Raw genomic sequence first — 16,877 nt, 5'->3', positions numbered from 1 at the left:
CAAAAAACAGACCGTTATCATCGGGCTGTCCACACATCGCCGGCAGAGTGTCCTTACGTTATACGCTGTTTCAGGCTATTGTCCCACTGACAGAGGGAAAAATTCCGCGTTTAGCGACGCAGCCCGGCGCGACGGTTGCCTTTTTCATCGCGGGCCACTCTCCCTGCGGCCATCCTCATAAAAACCAACTTTCCTGCTGGGCTTCTGCTGCCGGGCTGCCATTATCGTGCCATGAAAAAATTCACCAGCGGCGGATTCTCTCTGCCGGAAATGATGATTGTGGTGCTGATAACCAGCGTACTGGCAAGCGGCGGGATGCAAGGATGGCAACGCTGGCAACAGCAGTGGCATTTGCAGGATAGCGCCAGCCAGTTGCGTCATTTTTTGCTGCAGTTACGTGATGCCGCGGGCTGGTACAATGCTGATGCGATTATCCACGTGCAAGCCGGTGCCGGCTGGTGCCTGCAAAGCGTCCGCCGCCATGATTTTTCCAGCGAGCTGCGATTATGCGCCCCGTGGCGGGACGTCCATCTGCAGGCGGTTTCTGCCGGCGTCGGTTTTTATGGGCGGCGTGATGTTGCCCGTCCGGGAAGTTTCACCCTGCACAATGCCGCCGGTGCCCTGCGTGTTGTGGTGGCATCGCGCGGGCGTATCCGGATTTGTCCGCTAAACGATGGCAGGTGCAGCGGATAATGCAACGGGGCTATACCCTGTCTGAAATGCTGATAGTGATGGCGCTGCTGGCGCTCATATTGCCGATTGCTGGCCGCATTATGTCTGCGCTGACGGCCGCTAACCTGCAACAGGCGGTGCGGGCACAGCTGCACGATGATGCCTATCATCTGGCATTTTCGCTGGAAAAAGCCATTCGTCGGGCAGGTTATTGCCATGGGGAATGCCGCGGGGCCGGATTACGTATTGGCCCGGCACATTGTCTGCTGGTCCGCTGGGATGAGAACAGTCGCGGCCGCTGGCAACCACCTCCATCCGCCAGCAGTGACTATTATGGCTATCGCCTGCGCGACGGCAATCTGGAAACGCAGCGTGGGGTCGCAGACTGCGATGGCCGCGGTTGGGAAAAAATGAATGATCCGCAGCATGTGCGTATCACTGTATTTACGCTGCGCTTATCCGGTGAACGATTGTGGTTCAGACTTGTTATGCAGTCGCTGCGCTGGCCGGCGCTGAAGGTTGAGATTATCAGAGGGATAACCCGGGAGAACCGTGATGTGGCAACAACAGGGCAGTAGTGCACTCAGTATGGTCATGTTACTGCTGCTGGCAACGGTAATGGTGATGCAAAGCAATCTGCAACAGCTTAGCGCCGGTTGGTTCAGCGTTGCCACAGAACACCGCTTTATTCATCAGCAGGCCGATGCCAGTTCAGCGCTGGCATGGGGAATCAGACGACAATGGCAAACCGGGCCTGACTGGCATTGCCAGACCTTTCGCCGCTATCGCTGGCGAGCCTGTCTGCTGATGATCGGCAAAGATGAAGGCATCATGCGCGGGGATGGCGGCCCGGGAACGCTCAGTCTCTGGCGCTGGGTCGACGTCCGGCAGGGGCAATTGCGGCCACAGCCTCGTGGCTGGATTGATTACTGCCCGCTGGCCGATCACTGTACGCCATGAGCCAGCTTCAGCGTGGGTTTACCTTGCCAGAAGTGTTACTGGCATTGTTGCTGATGACGATGACGCTTTGCCTGTTACTGCGCAGTCAGCTGATGATTACCCAGGGATTTAGCTGGCAGTGGCAGCAGCGGGAACAGTGGCAGGCATTGCGTCAGCGGCTGCAAGGCCCGCTGGCTGAGTCTGGCCGGATTGAACTTCAACGCCGACCTGTTGCGCAAGGCTGCCAGCTTTATCTGGCGACAACCCACTGGCAGCAAAAAGAAATGCGCCTTAAGCAGCTGATTTGTACCCATGTCACACCCTGAGCAGTAAATAGATATCGTGCTTCTCTGCCTCGCCTGCCACCGATATACTTCAGACAACAACGAACGGAAGGTGGGGGGGGAAATGGGGGAAAACATTGTCTGGTGGGCGTGGATTATTGTCGGTGGATTATTTTTGCTGGTGGAGCTAACGACAACCACCTTTTTTGGTTTATGGATGGCGATAGCCGCGCTGGTGCCTGCGTTGACCGCATTAATCTGGCCTCATTTCTCTCTGCAATGGCAGCTGACGCTCTGGATCGTTGCCATGTTGCTTTGCGGCTGGTTGTGGTCACGATATAACCGCAAATACCTCTCCCCCGTGGCACAGGAGGATTCGCTAGCGGGACAGATTGGCGTCCTGGCGCGCGAGTGTTCTGCAAGTCGTCCGGGACTTTTGCTTTTACAAAAACCGGTTATGGGTGCCAGTGAATGGCGCTGTATTTCCGATGAACCGCTACCGGCTGATACGCGGGTGGTGGTGGTTGCACAGCCTGAACCTTATCTGGTGCGTGTTGAACGCACACAATCAATACATCAAAAAACTGGAGGTGCGTAATGCAAACCGGATTATTTGCCATCGTCATTTTATTAATTGTGGTGCTGGTAACGCTGTTTAAATGCGTGCGCATTGTGCCACAAGGGCAGCAGTGGATCGTCGAACGTCTCGGGAAGTATCGTGTCACATTAAATGCCGGACTGAATATCCTCATTCCTTATATAGATAATGTTGCCTATAAACTGTCCACCAAAGATCAAATGTTTGATATCCCGACCCAGGAAGTGATTACCCGTGATAACGCCGTTGTCAGCGTCAACGCCATTTGTTTTGTAAAAATCGCCGATCCGCAGAAGGCGGCTTATGGCGTAGAAAATTTTGAAATTGCTACGGTGAATCTCGGTATGACTTCACTGCGTGCGACAATTGGTAAAATGGACCTGGATGAAAGTCTCTCTTCACGGGATGTTATTAAAGGCGAACTGCTGATGGCAATGGCTGACCAAATGACGGACTGGGGGCTGATTATGCGCTCAATCGAGATTCAGGACATTAATCCTTCCGCCTCAATGCAGGTCGCCATGGAACAGCAGGCTGCGGCCGAGCGTGAAAGAAAAGCCATTGAAACCCGCGCAGCCGGTAACAAACGCGCGGCAATCCTCGAAGCAGAGGGGGTGAAACAGTCAACAATCCTGAAAGCGGAAGCTGAACAGGAGGCTGCAACCCGTCAGGCCGCCGCAGCGATATCACTGGCTGAAGGCACCAGACAAGCCAACCAGCTGCTGGCTGACAGCGTCAGCATAGCAGGGGGACAATCTGCACTGAATTATCAGCTCGCTGCACGCTATGTTGATGCACTTTCGGCGTTATCCACCAGCAATAACAGCAAAATTATTGCTATGCCAGCCGACCTGGCAGCCTCAATAGGCGGATTGGTTAACGCGGGTGCTGCTCTGGGCAGTGGTTCAGAGCTGGCGGCGCAGCCGCCCCGGCATCAATAAGTTAATCCGGGAAAAAGCATGTTTACCGTTTACCATTCTAATCAGCTTGATGTGCTGAAAACGCTGATTGCCAGAATCATGGCTGCCCGACCGCTGGCGGATGTGCTGGCGGACGAAGTTGTGCTGGTACAAAGTCCGGGTATGGCTCAGTGGTTACAGATGTCGCTGGCGGAAGAGCTGGATATTGCGGCAAACATGACTTTTCCTCTGCCAGCGACCTTTATCTGGGATCTGTTTACCCGTGTCCTGCCTGATATTCCCCCCGAGAGCGCTTTTAGCAAGTCAGGCATGAGCTGGAAACTGATGACGATTTTGCCAGAAATGCTGACAGACCCGGCATTCAGTCAGTTACAGCATTACCTGCAAGACGATAATGACCAGCGCAAACTGTTTCAGCTGGCACAACGGGTCGCTGATTTATTTGACCAGTATCTGGTTTATCGTCCGGACTGGCTTAACCTCTGGGAAAAAGGGCAGCAGGTAAGCACACTGACGGATCAGAACCAGTCGTGGCAGGCTTGCCTGTGGCGCCGGCTGGTAGCTTATACCGCCGAACTGGGACAGTCAGGCTGGCACCGGGCTAATTTGTATCAGCGCTTTATCCAGCGGCTGGCCGCCGATGCTCCACGGCCAGCGGGATTGCCCGACAGGGTATTTATCTGCGGTATTTCTGCACTGCCGCCGGTTTATCTGCAGGCGCTGCAGGCGCTGGGCAATCACATCGATGTTCACCTGATGTTTACCCACCCTTGCCGCCATTACTGGGGCGACATTCAGGATTATGCTTTTTTGTCGCGCCTGCAGCAGCGACATCGCCGTCACTACCTGACTCAGCAGCCGCTACCGCAGTTCCGCCATCCGCAATCAGCCGCCACGTTGTTTAATGAGGCCGGTGAACAAAACCTGAGTAATCCGTTGCTGGCGTCCTGGGGAAAACATGGTCGGGATAATCTGTATCTGCTGGCCGCTCTGGACGCCAACGAGGTCTCCGCTTTCGTTGATATTGACGCCACAGACTTACTGAGCCATTTGCACCACGACCTGCTGGAACTGGAAGATAAAGCCGTGATTGGTATGGATGCTGACTCGCTGAAGAACAGTGCAAACAAACGCATTTTACAGCCAGATGACAACTCCTTTTCGCTGCATGTTTGTCACAGTCCGCAGCGGGAAGTTGAGGTACTACAGGATTATCTGCTGCAGCTGCTGGACAGCGACCCGTCGCTTACGCCGCGGGACATTATCGTCATGGTGGCCGACATCGATAGCTATGCACCCTTTATTCAGGCTGTGTTTGGCAATGCCCCTGGCACGCGCTATCTGCCTTTTGCTATCTCCGACCGGCGTGCGCGGCATGCCCATCCCATTATTCCGGCGTTTCTGACGCTACTGAGCCTGGCAGACAGCCGCTTTTGCAGCGAAGAAATTCTGGCCTTACTGGAGGTTCCGGCGCTGGCGGCACGCTTTTCTATTGAGGAAGCGGATCGGCGGCGTTTACGTTTGTGGGTGGAAGAGTCGGGGATCCGCTGGGGACTTGATGATAGCAGCGTTGCCGATTTGCAGCTGCCGCCAGGGGGGCATCATACCTGGCAGTCAGGCCTGATGCGTATGTTGTTAGGTTATGCCATGGAGAGTGAAACCGGCCAGTGGCAGGGGGTATTGCCTTATGATGAATCCAGTGGACTGGTGGCGGAACTGGCGGGAAATCTGGCCTGTTTACTGGAGACGCTCAGCCTGTGGCGCGCGCGGCTGAAAGAGGCACGTTCACTGAGCGACTGGCTGCCGTTATGTCATGCGCTGCTGGCCGATTTCTTTGTGGCGGAGAGCGACAGTGAAGCGGCGCTGACGCTGATTGAAGCACAATGGCAGCAGGTGGTGACTTGTGGCCTGCAGGCTGGTTTTTCCACGGAGATAACCATAACGCTGCTGCGTGATGATATTACCAACCGGCTGGATAACGAACGTATCAGCCAGCGTTTTCTGGCCGGGCCAATCAACTTTTGTACTCTGATGCCGATGCGTTCCATTCCGTTCAGGGTGGTCTGTTTATTAGGCATGAACGACGGTGTTTATCCGCGTAATTTGCCGGCGCTGGGCTTTGACCTGATGAGCCAGCAGAGCCGGCGAGGCGATCGTAGCCGTCGTGATGACGACCGCTACTTGTTTCTTGAAGCGTTGTTTTCAGCACGTCAGCGGCTTTATATCAGCTATATCGGTCGGGCGATTCAGGATAACAGTGAGCGCCTGCCGTCAGTGTTGCTTAGTGAACTGATGGAGTATATTGCGCAAAGTTTTGTGCTGGCAGGCGATAGCGAGCTGGAGCCGGATGTCAGCGCTCGCAGGGTTAAACAACATCTGCAATATTTGCACGGACGAACGCCTTTTGCTCTGCAAAATTTCCTGCCAGATAGTCGCTGGCGCAGCTATGCCAGCGAGTGGCTTCCCGCAGCAACCGGCAGCGGAGCCGCCCATCCGCCCTTTATCCAGCCGCTGTCTGCGTTCACGCCTGACAGCGTGGTACTGGAAAATTTCCTGCGTTTCTGGCGCCATCCGGTGCGGGCGTTTTTTAATCAGCGGTTGGGCGTCAGTTTTTTTCTGGAAGAAACTCGCTTGCCTGATGCCGAACCTTTTACTCTCGACAGTTTGAGCCGTTACCAGCTTAATACCGCGTTGCTGAATACCCTGGTCAGAGAAGGGGATGCCAGTCAGTTGCTGTCGCGTTACCGGGCGGCGGGTCAGCTGCCATACGGGGCCTTTGGTGAATTGATCTGGCAGCAACAGCTCGAAGAAATGCAGCCGCTGGCGGAACGGATAACAAACCAGCTGCAACCGGTTTCACAACAGGAAATTATCCTGACGTTCGGGCAGATCCAGCTGAATGGCTGGCTGAGCCAGATTCAGCCCGATGGTCTGTTACGCTGGCGCCCAGGGGTGCTGAATATCAGCGACGGGTTACAGCTCTGGCTGGAACATCTGGCGTGGTGTGCCAGTGGCGGTGACGGCGTAAGCCGTATGCTGGGACGCAATGATAGCCAGTGGTATTTTGCCCCGGTTGCGGCCGCGCGCGCACATCAGCTGTTAGCGCATTATATGAGCGGTTATTTGTCCGGCATGCAGCAGCCCCTGCTGTTGGCGCGCTCAGCGGGCGTCTGGCTGGAAGCGCTGTTCGATAGCCAGACCGCAACGTTGAATCGTGCTGAAGTCAGCCTGGAACGGGCGCGTGGTAAATTTATGCAAAGCTGGCAGGGTGGGTTTCAGACGCCGGGTGAAGGCAGTGACGTTTATCTGCAACGACTGATGCGCACGCTTGATGAAGCCCATTTTACTGAGATGGTGCGACAGGCCGAAATCTGGTTGTTACCGTTATTGGAAGCGCGTATTGACCCACCGGGAAGCGCAAGCTCTGCCGGTCGGCCAGGCGAAGCTTAAGGAGACGTCATGCGCAGGTATCGCCGGTGGCTGGATCCTTTACTACTGACGCCGCGTCAGTTTACTGATGATTTCCACCAGCGGGTGATTGCACCACAAGGCCGGCCAGGTTTGACACAAATAGTCAGTTATCTGCAGCAGCCACTTGTAAGCAAAGGTCATGATCATGATTGAATCTAAGCCACAACGGCTGGATCCCTTTCGGCTGCCGTTACATGCAGAGCGACTTATTGAGGCCTCTGCCGGTACCGGAAAAACCTTTACCATCGGCGTTCTTTATCTGCGGCTGCTGTTAGGTTTGGGCGGCGAGGCTGCCTATTCCCGTCCGCTGGCGGTAGATGAAATTCTGGTGGTGACCTTTACCGAGGCGGCGACCGCCGAGCTGCGGGGACGTATTCGTGAGAATATTCATCAGCTGCGGCTGGCCTGTGTACGTGGCCACAGTGACAATCCGGTACTGGCAACGCTGCTTGCGGCGCTGCCGTCTCCTGAGGCAGCGGCCGACTGGCTGCTGGCGGCTGAGCGTCAGATGGACGAAGCGGCAATTTTTACCATTCACGGTTTTTGTCAGCGCATGCTGAACCTGAATGCGTTTGAATCCGGTATGCCATTTGAACAAACGCTGCTTGAAGATGAACAGCTGCTGCGCCGGCAGGCCACCGCCGATTTCTGGCGGCGCCACTGTTATTCACTTCCCCTGCCGGTTGCCCGGGCAGTAGCCGAAATCTGGCGCGGACCCGATCAGCTGCTTGCCACTCTCTCACCCTGGCTGGGAGGGGAAGCTCCGCGCTTTAAAACCGCGCCGGATGCGGCAGAAACCCTTAGTGGCCGTCATGCCAGGATTATTGCGCGTATTGATGCAATGAAAGCATTATGGCGGGCACAGGGGGCAAACGTGGCGGCGCTGATAGGTGCCTCCGGGGTGGATAAACGCAGTTACAGTAACCGCTATCTGCCGGAATGGCTGAAAAAAATTGACTTGTGGGCCGCAACGACCACTGAAAATTATGAGGTAGTCAAAGAGCTGGAGCGCTTTAGCCAGCGCGTGCTGGAAGAGAAGACCAAAAAAGGTGACGTACCGCGTCATGGGTTGTTTACTGCAATAGATGATTTTCTTGCGCAGCCTCGCTCGTTGCGCGATTTGCTGATTGCGCTGGCGCTGAAAGAGGTGCGACAAACTATTCGTCAGGAGAAGCGGCAGCGTGCACAGCTAGGTTTTGACGATCTGTTAAGCCGGCTGGATGATGCGCTGTGTAGTGAGTCAGGAGACAGTCTGGCTCAGGCAATTCGCCAGCGCTTTCCGGTGGCTCTGATTGACGAGTTTCAGGATACCGATCCTCAGCAGTATCGTATTTTCCACCGGTTGTACGCTGGCAGACAGGACAATGCCTTATTGTTGATTGGCGATCCAAAGCAGGCGATTTATGCCTTTCGTGGTGCCGATATTTTCACCTATATGAAAGCACGTGCTGAAGTGAAAGCACACTATACCCTTGAAACAAACTGGCGCTCATCTCCGGCAATGGTCAGCAGTGTAAACCGGCTGTTTGCCAGCGTGTCTCAGCCGTTCTTATTTCAGCAGATCCCCTTTATTCCGGTGCAGCCGGCAGCGGCCAATCAGGCACTGCGCTTGATGCTGGCTGGCAAAGAGCAGCCGGCGCTGCGTTTCTGGTTACAGCCCGGTGAGGGGGTAAGTCGTCGCGATTACCTCGATTATATGGCCGGATTGTGCGCCGCTGATATTTGTCGCTGGCTGCAGGCCGGACAACAGGGCGAAGCGCTGCTGGTGGCTGACGGCAATCAGCGACCGGTGCAGGCTTCGGACATTACGGTGCTGGTGCGCAGCCGTCATGAAGCCGTACTGATACGTGATGCGCTGGCGGATTTTGCTATTCCATCGGTATATCTTTCGAACCGGGAGAGCGTATTTGCCACGCCTGAAGCCAGGGAGATACTCTGGTTGCTGCAGGCAGTGCTGGCGCCGGAGCACGAACGGACGCTACGCAGCGCGCTGGCAACATCGCTGTTTGGTTTTGATGCACCGACGCTGGATGCGCTGGCGCAGAATGAACAGCAGTGGGATGCGCTGGTGGATGAGTTCAGTGAATACCGTGAATGCTGGCTAAGCCGCGGCGTGCTACCGATGCTGCGTGACTGGATGATGCGCCGATCAATTGCTGAAAATCTGCTGGCATCTGAAGCCGGAGAACGCCGGCTAACAGACGTGATGCATCTGGGGGAATTATTACAGGAAGCCTCGGCTTCACTTGACAGTGAACACGCGCTGGTGCGCTGGCTGGCGCAGTCAGTTGCGGAACCAGACAGTAATGCGGCCAGTCAGCAGATGAGGCTGGAGAGCGATCGCCATCTGGTGCAAATCGTTACTGTCCATAAATCAAAAGGACTGGAGTATCCGCTGGTCTGGCTGCCATTTATCGCCGGCTTCAGAGAGAGTGAACAGGGGCTTTATCACGACCGTCAGAGCTATGAACCGCTGCTTGATCTGCAGGATGATGCCGCCAGTCTGGCACTGGCGGATCAGGAAAGGCTGGCAGAGGATTTACGTCTGCTTTATGTGGCGCTGACCCGTGCAAAATGGCATTGCAGCATCGGCGTGGCGGCGCTGATAAAAGGCCAGCGTAAGAAAGAGGGGGTAAGCGATCTGCATAAAGGTGCGCTTGGCTGGCTGTTGCAACGCGGTGAGGCACTGGATGCGGCGGGGTTGCGTCGTGCCCTGGAAGCACTTTGTCACCACGAGATCGCCTTAGCGACGTTGGCGCAGGATGAACCCGTTTGCTGGCAGCCGGCAAACCAACCGATCGGCCGGCTTAGCAGCCTGCATTTTAGCCGGGTGCTGTCCGATCGCTGGCGGGTGACCAGTTATTCTGGTTTACAACAGCATGGTCAGACGCCGGCGCTGGATTTGTTGCCCCATCTCGACATTGATGCCGCAGGCGAAGGGGGGGAAATGGCGCAACCCGTACTCTCACCCCACAGTTTTCCCCGCGGCGCGGCACCGGGAACTTTCCTGCATAGCCTGTTTGAGCAGCTCGATTTCACCCAGCCAGTTGATGCTGACTGGCTGGCGCAGGCCATACAGACAGCAGGATATCAGCCGCACTGGTTGCCGGTGATACAGCAGTGGATGGAGACCGTATTACAGGCTCCGCTGATGGATAATGGGTTGCGTCTGCAGCAGCTTGATAAGGCCAGTAAACGCGCAGAAATGGCTTTTTATCTGCCAATCAATCGCCTGCTGAATGCGGCAACGCTGGACAGGCTGATACGACGTTTCGATCCCCTGTCACAGCAGACGCCACCGCTGCATTTTCATCAGGTACAGGGAATGCTGAAAGGATTTATCGATCTGGTATTTTGCTGGCAGGGACGCTATTACCTGCTGGATTATAAATCTAACTGGCTGGGGGAAGATGCGGCGGCTTACACCCGCGAGGCGATGGAAGAAGCGATGTGCAGTCATCGTTACGATTTACAGTACCAGCTGTATAGCCTGGCCCTTCATCGCTACCTGCGTCAGCGAATCAAAGATTATGACTATGAAGCGCACTTCGGCGGGGTCATCTACCTGTTTCTGCGCGGAGTGGATGGTAGTGGTAATGGCATTTTTACTACCCGCCCGGATGTCAGGCTGCTGGCCGAACTGGACCGCTGCTTTGCCGGTAGCGAAGAGGAAACGCTATGAAACATCACGCCATGAGTTTGTTACTGCAACAGGCTTGTGAACAGGGGATGTTGCGCCCGCTGGACCTGCAATTTGCGCGCTATATTGGTGGTGAGGATCCGCAGCTCATGCTGGCTGCCGCATGGGTCAGCGCGGAAGCTGGTGCCGGCCATGTCTGTCTGCCACTGGCACGTATGACCCCCGGCTATCTGTTTACCCGTCGCGATCCTGAACTTACGCAGGCGCTCTGGCAGGCGGCCGCTGCGCCTGAAAACTGGCTGATGCTGTTACATTGTCAGGCGGTCAGCGAGGGGCAGCTGGCGACACCGCTGGTACTCAGCCAGCAGCGGCTTTATCTCAACCGCTTGTGGCGCGCAGAGGGGCAGGTAGCCGCCTTTCTCTCTGACGGACCGATACCGTTGGCATTCCCCGCTGAACGTATACGCCAGGTACTTGATCACCATTTTGGCCAGCAGCCGCACAATGGACAAAAGATTGCGGCGGCAGTGGCACTGACGCGTCGGGTGGCGATTATTTCCGGTGGTCCTGGAACCGGAAAGACCACCACGGTTGCAAAGCTGCTGGCGGCGCTGATTCAGCTTTCCCCGACGCCGTTACGTATTCAGCTGGCGGCCCCTACCGGCAAAGCAGCGGCACGTCTGACCGAATCGTTGGGTAACGCCCTGAGCGCGCTGGACCTCAGCGCGCGGCAAAAGCAAGGTTTTCCTCAGGAGGCGACTACGCTGCATCGTCTGCTGGGCGCCAGACCTGACAGTCAGCGGATGTATCATAATGCAGAGAATCCGCTGCACCTGGATGTGCTGGTGGTTGATGAAGCCTCGATGGTGGACCTGCCAATGATGGCGAATCTGATCGCTGCATTGCCCGGCGAGGCGCGAGTGATCCTGCTGGGTGACCGTGACCAGCTGGCATCGGTGGAAGCCGGTGCGGTGTTGGGGGATATTTGTAGCTGTGCCGTGCAGGGATACAGCCCGCCGCGCGCCCGTGAGCTACAGGCCCTGACCGGTTGTGAACTGCATGGCAGGGATGTTGCTGACGCCGTTGCATTACGTGACAGCCTCTGTTTGCTGAGTGAAAGTTACCGTTTTGATCGCCATTCAGGCATTGGTCAACTGGCTCTGGCAGTGAATCGGGGGGATATCAACCAGGCAGAAGCGGTCTGGCATCATGGCTATGCGGATATCAGTCTGCAGCCGCTGACCACTCAGCCGCACTATCAGCGAATGCTGGATGATGCGATAACCGGCTATCGCGCTTATCTGACGGCGTTGCAAAGCGGCGCGACGCCGGAGAGCGTGCTGCGTCAGTTCAGTGATTATCAAATACTCTGTGCGCTGCGGGAAGGACCGTTTGGTGTTGAGGGACTCAATGAGCGTATTGCTCAGGTTTTGCAGCGTGCCGGATTAATTCAACGGCCAGCAGGAAATCGCTGGTTTGCCGGCCGGCCAGTTATGGTGGCCCGCAACGACAGCGCGCTGGGTTTATATAATGGGGATGTTGGTATTGCCATGGCCGATGAACAGGGGCAGCTGAAAGTATTTTTTATGCTGCCGGATGGCAGTGTTAAAGCGGTTCAGCCTGGCCGCCTGCCGCCTCATGAAACCGCCTGGGCGATGACGGTGCATAAATCCCAGGGGTCGGAATTTGCTCATACTGCGCTGGTGTTACCAGGCCAGGTGTTGCCGGTTCTGAGCCGTGAGCTGGTTTACACTGCGATTACCCGGGCCAGGCAGCGTCTGTCGCTGTATGCCGACAGCCAGGTCTTACAGGCGGCGATCCGTTCGCCGACTGAACGGCGCAGCGGGCTGATTGCGCGCTTAACCTGAGCGGCGGGCCGTCGGCTAAGGCACGGCCCGCCGGCGGTTAATTGAGATCGGCCATCAGCACTTTTGATTTACGCTGGAAGTTATAGAGCTTTTTCTTTGATTCCGGTAGCTGTTCAATATCAACCGGCGTGAAGCCTCGCTCCTGGAACCAGTGAATACTGCGGGTGGTGAGGACGAACAGCTTTTGCAGTCCCAGTTGTCGTGCCTGTAGCGCGATACGCTCCAGCAGGGCCTCACCGCGCGACGAGCTGCGGTAGTCCGGGTGTACGGCAACGCAGGCCATTTCACCAATTTTCTCTTCGGGAAAAGGGTAAAGGGCGGCGCAGCCAATAGTCAGGTTATCGCGTTCGATAATCGTGAATTTATCAATCTCCATTTCCAGCTGTTCACGCGATCGGCGCACCAGAATGCCCTGTTCTTCAAGCGGACGAATCAGCGCCAGAATGCCACCAATATCGTGAATGGTCGCGCGCCGAATCCGTTCAGCACTTTCCATGACAATCTGTGTGCCGATACCATCACGGGAAAACAGCTCCTGCACCAGCGCACCGTCTTCCTGGTAACTGATGAGATGGCAACGCCGGACCCCACTGCGACAGGCGTTGATAGCCCCGCGCAGGAAGCGTACGGTGCCGGATAAATAGTCGCCACTGTTCTCACGCTGGTCCAGATAAGTCTGCGCATCGTTGGGAAAAAGCTCAGAAACAATGTTGCCTTCTGCATTGCTAACCCCCTGGATGGCGCAGAAACCAATCATTTTTTCAGCACGTAATTTTATCGCCAGCTGGGTCGCCACTTCTTCTGAGGTCAGGTTAAAGCTTTCGCCGGTCACCGATACCGCGACCGGCCCGAGCAGGACGATGGCTCCGCCATCAAGCTGGCGGTGAATCGCGTCTTCGTCAATACGCCGGATGCGGCCGCTGTGGCAGTAATCGACGCCATCATCCACCCCAAGAGGCTGGGCAATAATAAAATTGCCGCTGACCACGTCAATATGTGCGCCCTGCAGTGGCGAGTTGCTCAGGCTCATTGATAGCCGGGCGGTAATATCCAGCTGTAGCCGTCCGGCTGCCTGTTTTACCAGTTCCAGCGACTGGGCATCGGTGACCCGAATATGTTTATGATAGACCGGTTCAAGGCCGTGACTGGCCAGGTTTGCATCTATCTGCGGGCGGGCGCCATACACCAGCACCAGACGGATACCCAGACTGTGAATTAAACCTATGTCATTGACAATATTGGCAAAATTTTCATGCTCGATAGCTTCTCCACCCAGCATAATGACAAAGGTTTTACCCCGGTGGGCATTGACGTAGGGGACGGTATGGCGGAAACCATGGACCAGCTCTGTACTACGTTCCTTCACGATGAACCCTCATGAGTGCATTTTTATTCGTAAAAAATGTATTTTTATTCTTTTGTTGTTGCTGTGCAAGCGGAATCCCGGCGCCGGAGGACAGTCAACCTGTGTAAATGTGCTAATCTGTTGCATTTTATCGCTTTTTTTAGGGTGACACCGACGGATGGATTGGTTAAAGTTTTGCCCCAAAACATTTATTGGCTTAATTTTATACAACACAGCAAAGCGGAGCTGCATGTCTCATTCTGATTTTAATCTGAGCCGCCGTCGCTTGTTACAAGGTGCCGGTGCCGTCTGGTTGCTGAGCGTCAGCAAGGTCGGACTGGCAGCTGGCAGCCACGTTGTGGCAGTACGTATCTGGCCTTCTACTACCTATTCACGCGTGACGATTGAGTCCAGTACGCCTCTTAAGTATAAACAGTTTGCGCTGACAAACCCTGACAGACTGGTAATAGATATTGAAAATATTCAGCTTAATCAGGTGATGAAAGGGGTCGGTGAATTAGTCCGCGGTGACGATCCCTATATCAAAAATGCCCGTGTCGGTCAGTTTGATACCAGTACGGTGCGACTGGTGCTGGAGTTAAAGCAAAACGTCTCACCGCATCTGTTCACGCTGGCACCGGTGGCCGGAATTAAAAATCGTCTGGTGCTGGATCTGTATCCGGTGAAACCTATCCCGGACGATCCGCTGCTGGCGTTACTGGAAGATTACAATAACGGCAGGCTGGAGCAGGATCAGCCGCCGGAAGCGCCGTTGCCGGGTAAAGCGGGGAAAGATCGGCCGATTGTCATCATGATTGATCCAGGCCATGGCGGGGAAGATCCGGGCGCACACGGTAAAATGAAAACCCGGGAAAAAGATATTGTGCTGAAAATGGCACATTTTCTGAAGGCGCTGATCGATAAAGAACCGAACATGCGGGCGCACATGACGCGCAGTGATGATGTATTTATTCCGTTAAAAGTGCGGGTGGCAAAAGCGCGTCGGGTGCGGGCCGATCTGTTTGTTTCCATTCATGCCGATGCTTTTACCAGCCGGGCGGCCCGCGGATCATCGGTGTTTGCGCTCTCTACCCACGGTGCAACCAGCGCGGCGGCGCGGTTTCTGGCGCATACGCAAAACGAATCGGATTTAATTGGCGGTGTCAGTAAGAGTGGCGATCGTTACCTTGATCATGCCATGTTTGATATGGTGCAACGCCAGACCATCAGCGACAGTCTGAAATTTGGCAAGGAAGTGTTGTCGCGCATGGGCAGGATTAATCATTTACATAAACGCACCATTGATCAGGCCGGATTTGCCGTGCTGAAGGCACCGGATATTCCGTCAATTCTGGTAGAAACGGCGTTTATCAGTAATGTTGAAGAAGAGCGGAAATTGCGGACTTTACGCTATCAGCGCCAGGTAGCGCGCGCGATTCTCGCCGGCATCAAGGCCTATTTCGCTAGCGGAGCGGTGCTCGCCAGTCATCGCTAACGTTGCCAGCTCTGCAGCAGAACCACGCCGGATAACCGGCATACAGCAGGCATAAAAAAAAACCCGAAAGGGTGTTATGTAATGTGGTTGCGGGGGCCGGATTTGAACCGACGACCTTCGGGTTATGAGCCCGACGAGCTACCAGGCTGCTCCACCCCGCGTCCGTCTACTGCCTGTTGTGACCCGTTTGCGCATGGCGCCGGGTGTGCGAAGTGTTTGTGCATCGCGATTGATTGGTTGCGGGGGCCGGATTTGAACCGACGACCTTCGGGTTATGAGCCCGACGAGCTACCAGGCTGCTCCACCCCGCGTCCGTGGATGCGCACTATACGCTGCCATGAATTGTATGCAACCCTTTTTTTGCCGGAAATCGCTGACTGTCGCTTTGTTGAACAATTATGCACTTGTCGTTGGTCACTCTGTGGCTTTCTGTCTCTGCCACATTTCTTTCTGTCGATGCCTTTGTTATCTTTCGTTGAAAATCAGCATGGGGTGGCGGCGGTAAATGAAAGGATTGGCCATTAAATATTATCTGATAGTGATACTTGCCATATTGCTGGCGGCCTGCTCTTCCAGGCCAACCGATCGCGGCCAGCAATATATTGATGGTAAACTCGACCAGCCTTTTGCTCTGGTGAATCAGCCGAATGCAAAAGGTAGTCCGGTTAATGCAAGAGACTTTTCCGATCAGCTGGTTGAGATTCAGTATGCTTCTCCTTCCATGTATAACCGTCAGCAGGCCACTTATAGCGCGATTAAAAGCTGGCTGATGGCCGGTGGTGATACCCGTCAGCTAAGTCAGTATGGTCTCAACGCCTTCCAGATGGAGGGGATGGATAATTATGGTAACGTCCAGTTCACCGGCTACTACACCCCGGTGATACAAGCGCGCTATACGCGTCAGGGCGAGTTTCAGTATCCGCTTTACCGCATGCCAGCAAAACATAACCGTCGGCTGCCAAGCCGGGCAGAAATTTACCGCGGTGCGCTGAGCGACAAGTATGTCGTCGCTTACAGCAACTCATTGATGGATAATTTTATTATGGACGTGCAGGGGAGCGGTTATGTCGATTATGGTGATGGCAGACCGCTGACCTTCTTTGGCTATGGCGGTAAAAATGGTCATAGTTATCGCAGTATTGGCAAGGTGTTGATCGATCGTGGAGAAGTCAAACGCGAAGATATGTCGATGCAGGCGATCCGTGACTGGGGCGAGCGCCATTCTGAGGCGGAAGTTCGTGAACTGCTGGAACAAAATGCGTCTTTTGTTTTTTTCAAGCCGGAACCCTTTACGCCGGTACGCGGTGCCAGTGCGGTGCCGCTGGTGGCGAAAGCATCGGTGGCGGCAGATCGGGCGCTGATCCCGCCGGGTACCGCGCTGCTGGCTGAGATTCCTTTGCTCGACGACAAGGGAAAATTCAGCGGCAAATATGAAATGCGCGTGATGGTTTCACTGGACGTTGGCGGTGCGATTAAAGGCCAGCATTTTGATATTTATCAGGGCATCGGCCAGCAGGCGGCCCATCTTGCCGGTTGGTATAATCATTATGGACGGGTTTGGCTGCTGCGTGCGGCGCCAGGTTCTGGTTTATTCACCCAGAACCTCACGGTGGCTAACGGCCGGGGTTAAGCGCTAACAATGGCG

General features: G+C 55.2%; 13 protein-coding genes and 2 tRNA genes. 12 read left to right on the top strand and 3 right to left on the bottom strand.

What is annotated here, in order from left to right:
- Window positions 1–231 precede the first annotated feature (231 nt).
- The 10 genes from BL249_RS08815 (at window position 232) to recD (ending at window position 12,392) form a co-directional block, all read left to right on the top strand.
- Window positions 232–693, top strand: a complete 462-nt coding sequence (locus BL249_RS08815; RefSeq protein WP_143354814.1) for a prepilin-type N-terminal cleavage/methylation domain-containing protein — start codon at window positions 232–234, stop codon at window positions 691–693.
- Entirely contained in the window at window positions 693–1,250 is a 558-nt protein-coding gene (locus BL249_RS08810) for a prepilin peptidase-dependent protein (protein WP_099707278.1), read from the top strand. The genes BL249_RS08815 and BL249_RS08810 overlap by 1 nt, the downstream gene beginning before the upstream one ends.
- Window positions 1,228–1,632, top strand: coding sequence for a DUF2509 family protein (locus BL249_RS08805; RefSeq protein ID WP_099707279.1), 405 nt, complete (start codon window positions 1,228–1,230; stop codon window positions 1,630–1,632). Before BL249_RS08810 ends, BL249_RS08805 begins: the two co-directional genes overlap by 23 nt.
- Window positions 1,629–1,937 carry a prepilin-type N-terminal cleavage/methylation domain-containing protein gene (locus BL249_RS08800; protein ID WP_099707280.1) on the top strand — a complete coding sequence of 103 codons (309 nt, stop codon included), beginning with the start codon at window positions 1,629–1,631 and terminating at the stop codon, window positions 1,935–1,937. Before BL249_RS08805 ends, BL249_RS08800 begins: the two co-directional genes overlap by 4 nt.
- 82 nt (window positions 1,938–2,019) lie before the next feature.
- Window positions 2,020–2,493: an NfeD family protein gene (locus BL249_RS08795; RefSeq protein WP_099707281.1), complete on the top strand. Its 474-nt coding sequence runs from the start codon at window positions 2,020–2,022 to the stop codon at window positions 2,491–2,493.
- Window positions 2,493–3,434: an SPFH domain-containing protein gene (locus tag BL249_RS08790; protein ID WP_099707282.1), complete on the top strand. Its 942-nt coding sequence runs from the start codon at window positions 2,493–2,495 to the stop codon at window positions 3,432–3,434. The genes BL249_RS08795 and BL249_RS08790 overlap by 1 nt, the downstream gene beginning before the upstream one ends.
- 18 nt (window positions 3,435–3,452) lie before the next feature.
- Window positions 3,453–6,863, top strand: a complete 3,411-nt coding sequence (gene recC, locus BL249_RS08785; protein ID WP_099707283.1) for an exodeoxyribonuclease V subunit gamma — start codon at window positions 3,453–3,455, stop codon at window positions 6,861–6,863.
- 9 nt (window positions 6,864–6,872) lie between these two features.
- The gene (locus BL249_RS18965) at window positions 6,873–7,037 is read left to right on the top strand and encodes a hypothetical protein (protein ID WP_158233112.1); all 165 of its coding nucleotides are present in this window, start codon (window positions 6,873–6,875) and stop codon (window positions 7,035–7,037) included.
- Window positions 7,030–10,566, top strand: a complete 3,537-nt coding sequence (gene recB, locus BL249_RS08780) for an exodeoxyribonuclease V subunit beta (protein WP_099707323.1) — start codon at window positions 7,030–7,032, stop codon at window positions 10,564–10,566. Before BL249_RS18965 ends, recB begins: the two co-directional genes overlap by 8 nt.
- On the top strand, window positions 10,563–12,392 hold the full coding sequence (gene recD, locus BL249_RS08775) for an exodeoxyribonuclease V subunit alpha (protein ID WP_241898869.1): 1,830 nt from the start codon (window positions 10,563–10,565) through the stop codon (window positions 12,390–12,392). The genes recB and recD overlap by 4 nt, the downstream gene beginning before the upstream one ends.
- 37 nt (window positions 12,393–12,429) lie before the next feature.
- Here recD and argA read toward each other — a convergent pair whose 3' ends face one another.
- The gene (argA, locus tag BL249_RS08770; protein ID WP_099707284.1) at window positions 12,430–13,761 is read right to left on the bottom strand and encodes an amino-acid N-acetyltransferase; all 1,332 of its coding nucleotides are present in this window, start codon (window positions 13,759–13,761) and stop codon (window positions 12,430–12,432) included.
- Between the two features lie 226 nt (window positions 13,762–13,987).
- Between argA and amiC the strand changes: the two genes are divergently transcribed.
- Window positions 13,988–15,232, top strand: a complete 1,245-nt coding sequence (amiC, locus tag BL249_RS08765; RefSeq protein WP_099707285.1) for an N-acetylmuramoyl-L-alanine amidase AmiC — start codon at window positions 13,988–13,990, stop codon at window positions 15,230–15,232.
- A gap of 84 nt (window positions 15,233–15,316) precedes the next feature.
- On the opposite strand, the gene BL249_RS08760 is transcribed toward amiC, so the two are convergent.
- Together BL249_RS08760 and BL249_RS08755 are read right to left on the bottom strand one after the other, a co-directional pair.
- Window positions 15,317–15,393, bottom strand: a tRNA-Met gene (locus tag BL249_RS08760).
- A 73-nt stretch (window positions 15,394–15,466) separates the two neighbouring features.
- Window positions 15,467–15,543, bottom strand: a tRNA-Met gene (locus tag BL249_RS08755).
- Window positions 15,544–15,737: 194 nt separating this feature from the next.
- Here BL249_RS08755 and mltA point away from each other — a divergent pair.
- Window positions 15,738–16,862, top strand: coding sequence for a murein transglycosylase A (mltA, locus tag BL249_RS08750; protein ID WP_099707286.1), 1,125 nt, complete (start codon window positions 15,738–15,740; stop codon window positions 16,860–16,862).
- Window positions 16,863–16,877 lie beyond the last annotated feature (15 nt).

It is taken from the genome of Erwinia sp. OLFS4 (assembly GCF_002752165.1).
GTDB lineage: Bacteria > Pseudomonadota > Gammaproteobacteria > Enterobacterales > Enterobacteriaceae > Izhakiella.
Note: the sequence above shows the minus strand (reverse complement) of the source record. Positions and strands in the feature narration are given on the sequence as shown.

Bases quoted from the DNA above. Each gene is read 5' to 3' on its own strand.
- BL249_RS08795 (WP_099707281.1), top strand. From the start codon at position 2,020: ATGGGGGAAAACATTGTCTGGTGGGCGTGGATTATTGTCGGTGGATTA.
- BL249_RS08800 (WP_099707280.1), top strand. From the start codon at position 1,629: ATGAGCCAGCTTCAGCGTGGGTTTACCTTGCCAGAAGTGTTACTGGCA.
- recC (WP_099707283.1), top strand. From the start codon at position 3,453: ATGTTTACCGTTTACCATTCTAATCAGCTTGATGTGCTGAAAACGCTG.
- recB (WP_099707323.1), top strand. From the start codon at position 7,030: ATGATTGAATCTAAGCCACAACGGCTGGATCCCTTTCGGCTGCCGTTA.
- BL249_RS08805 (WP_099707279.1), top strand. From the start codon at position 1,228: ATGTGGCAACAACAGGGCAGTAGTGCACTCAGTATGGTCATGTTACTG.
- BL249_RS08815 (WP_143354814.1), top strand. From the start codon at position 232: ATGAAAAAATTCACCAGCGGCGGATTCTCTCTGCCGGAAATGATGATT.
- BL249_RS08790 (WP_099707282.1), top strand. From the start codon at position 2,493: ATGCAAACCGGATTATTTGCCATCGTCATTTTATTAATTGTGGTGCTG.
- BL249_RS08810 (WP_099707278.1), top strand. From the start codon at position 693: ATGCAACGGGGCTATACCCTGTCTGAAATGCTGATAGTGATGGCGCTG.
- amiC (WP_099707285.1), top strand. From the start codon at position 13,988: ATGTCTCATTCTGATTTTAATCTGAGCCGCCGTCGCTTGTTACAAGGT.
- mltA (WP_099707286.1), top strand. From the start codon at position 15,738: ATGAAAGGATTGGCCATTAAATATTATCTGATAGTGATACTTGCCATA.
- recD (WP_241898869.1), top strand. From the start codon at position 10,563: ATGAAACATCACGCCATGAGTTTGTTACTGCAACAGGCTTGTGAACAG.
- BL249_RS18965 (WP_158233112.1), top strand. From the start codon at position 6,873: ATGCGCAGGTATCGCCGGTGGCTGGATCCTTTACTACTGACGCCGCGT.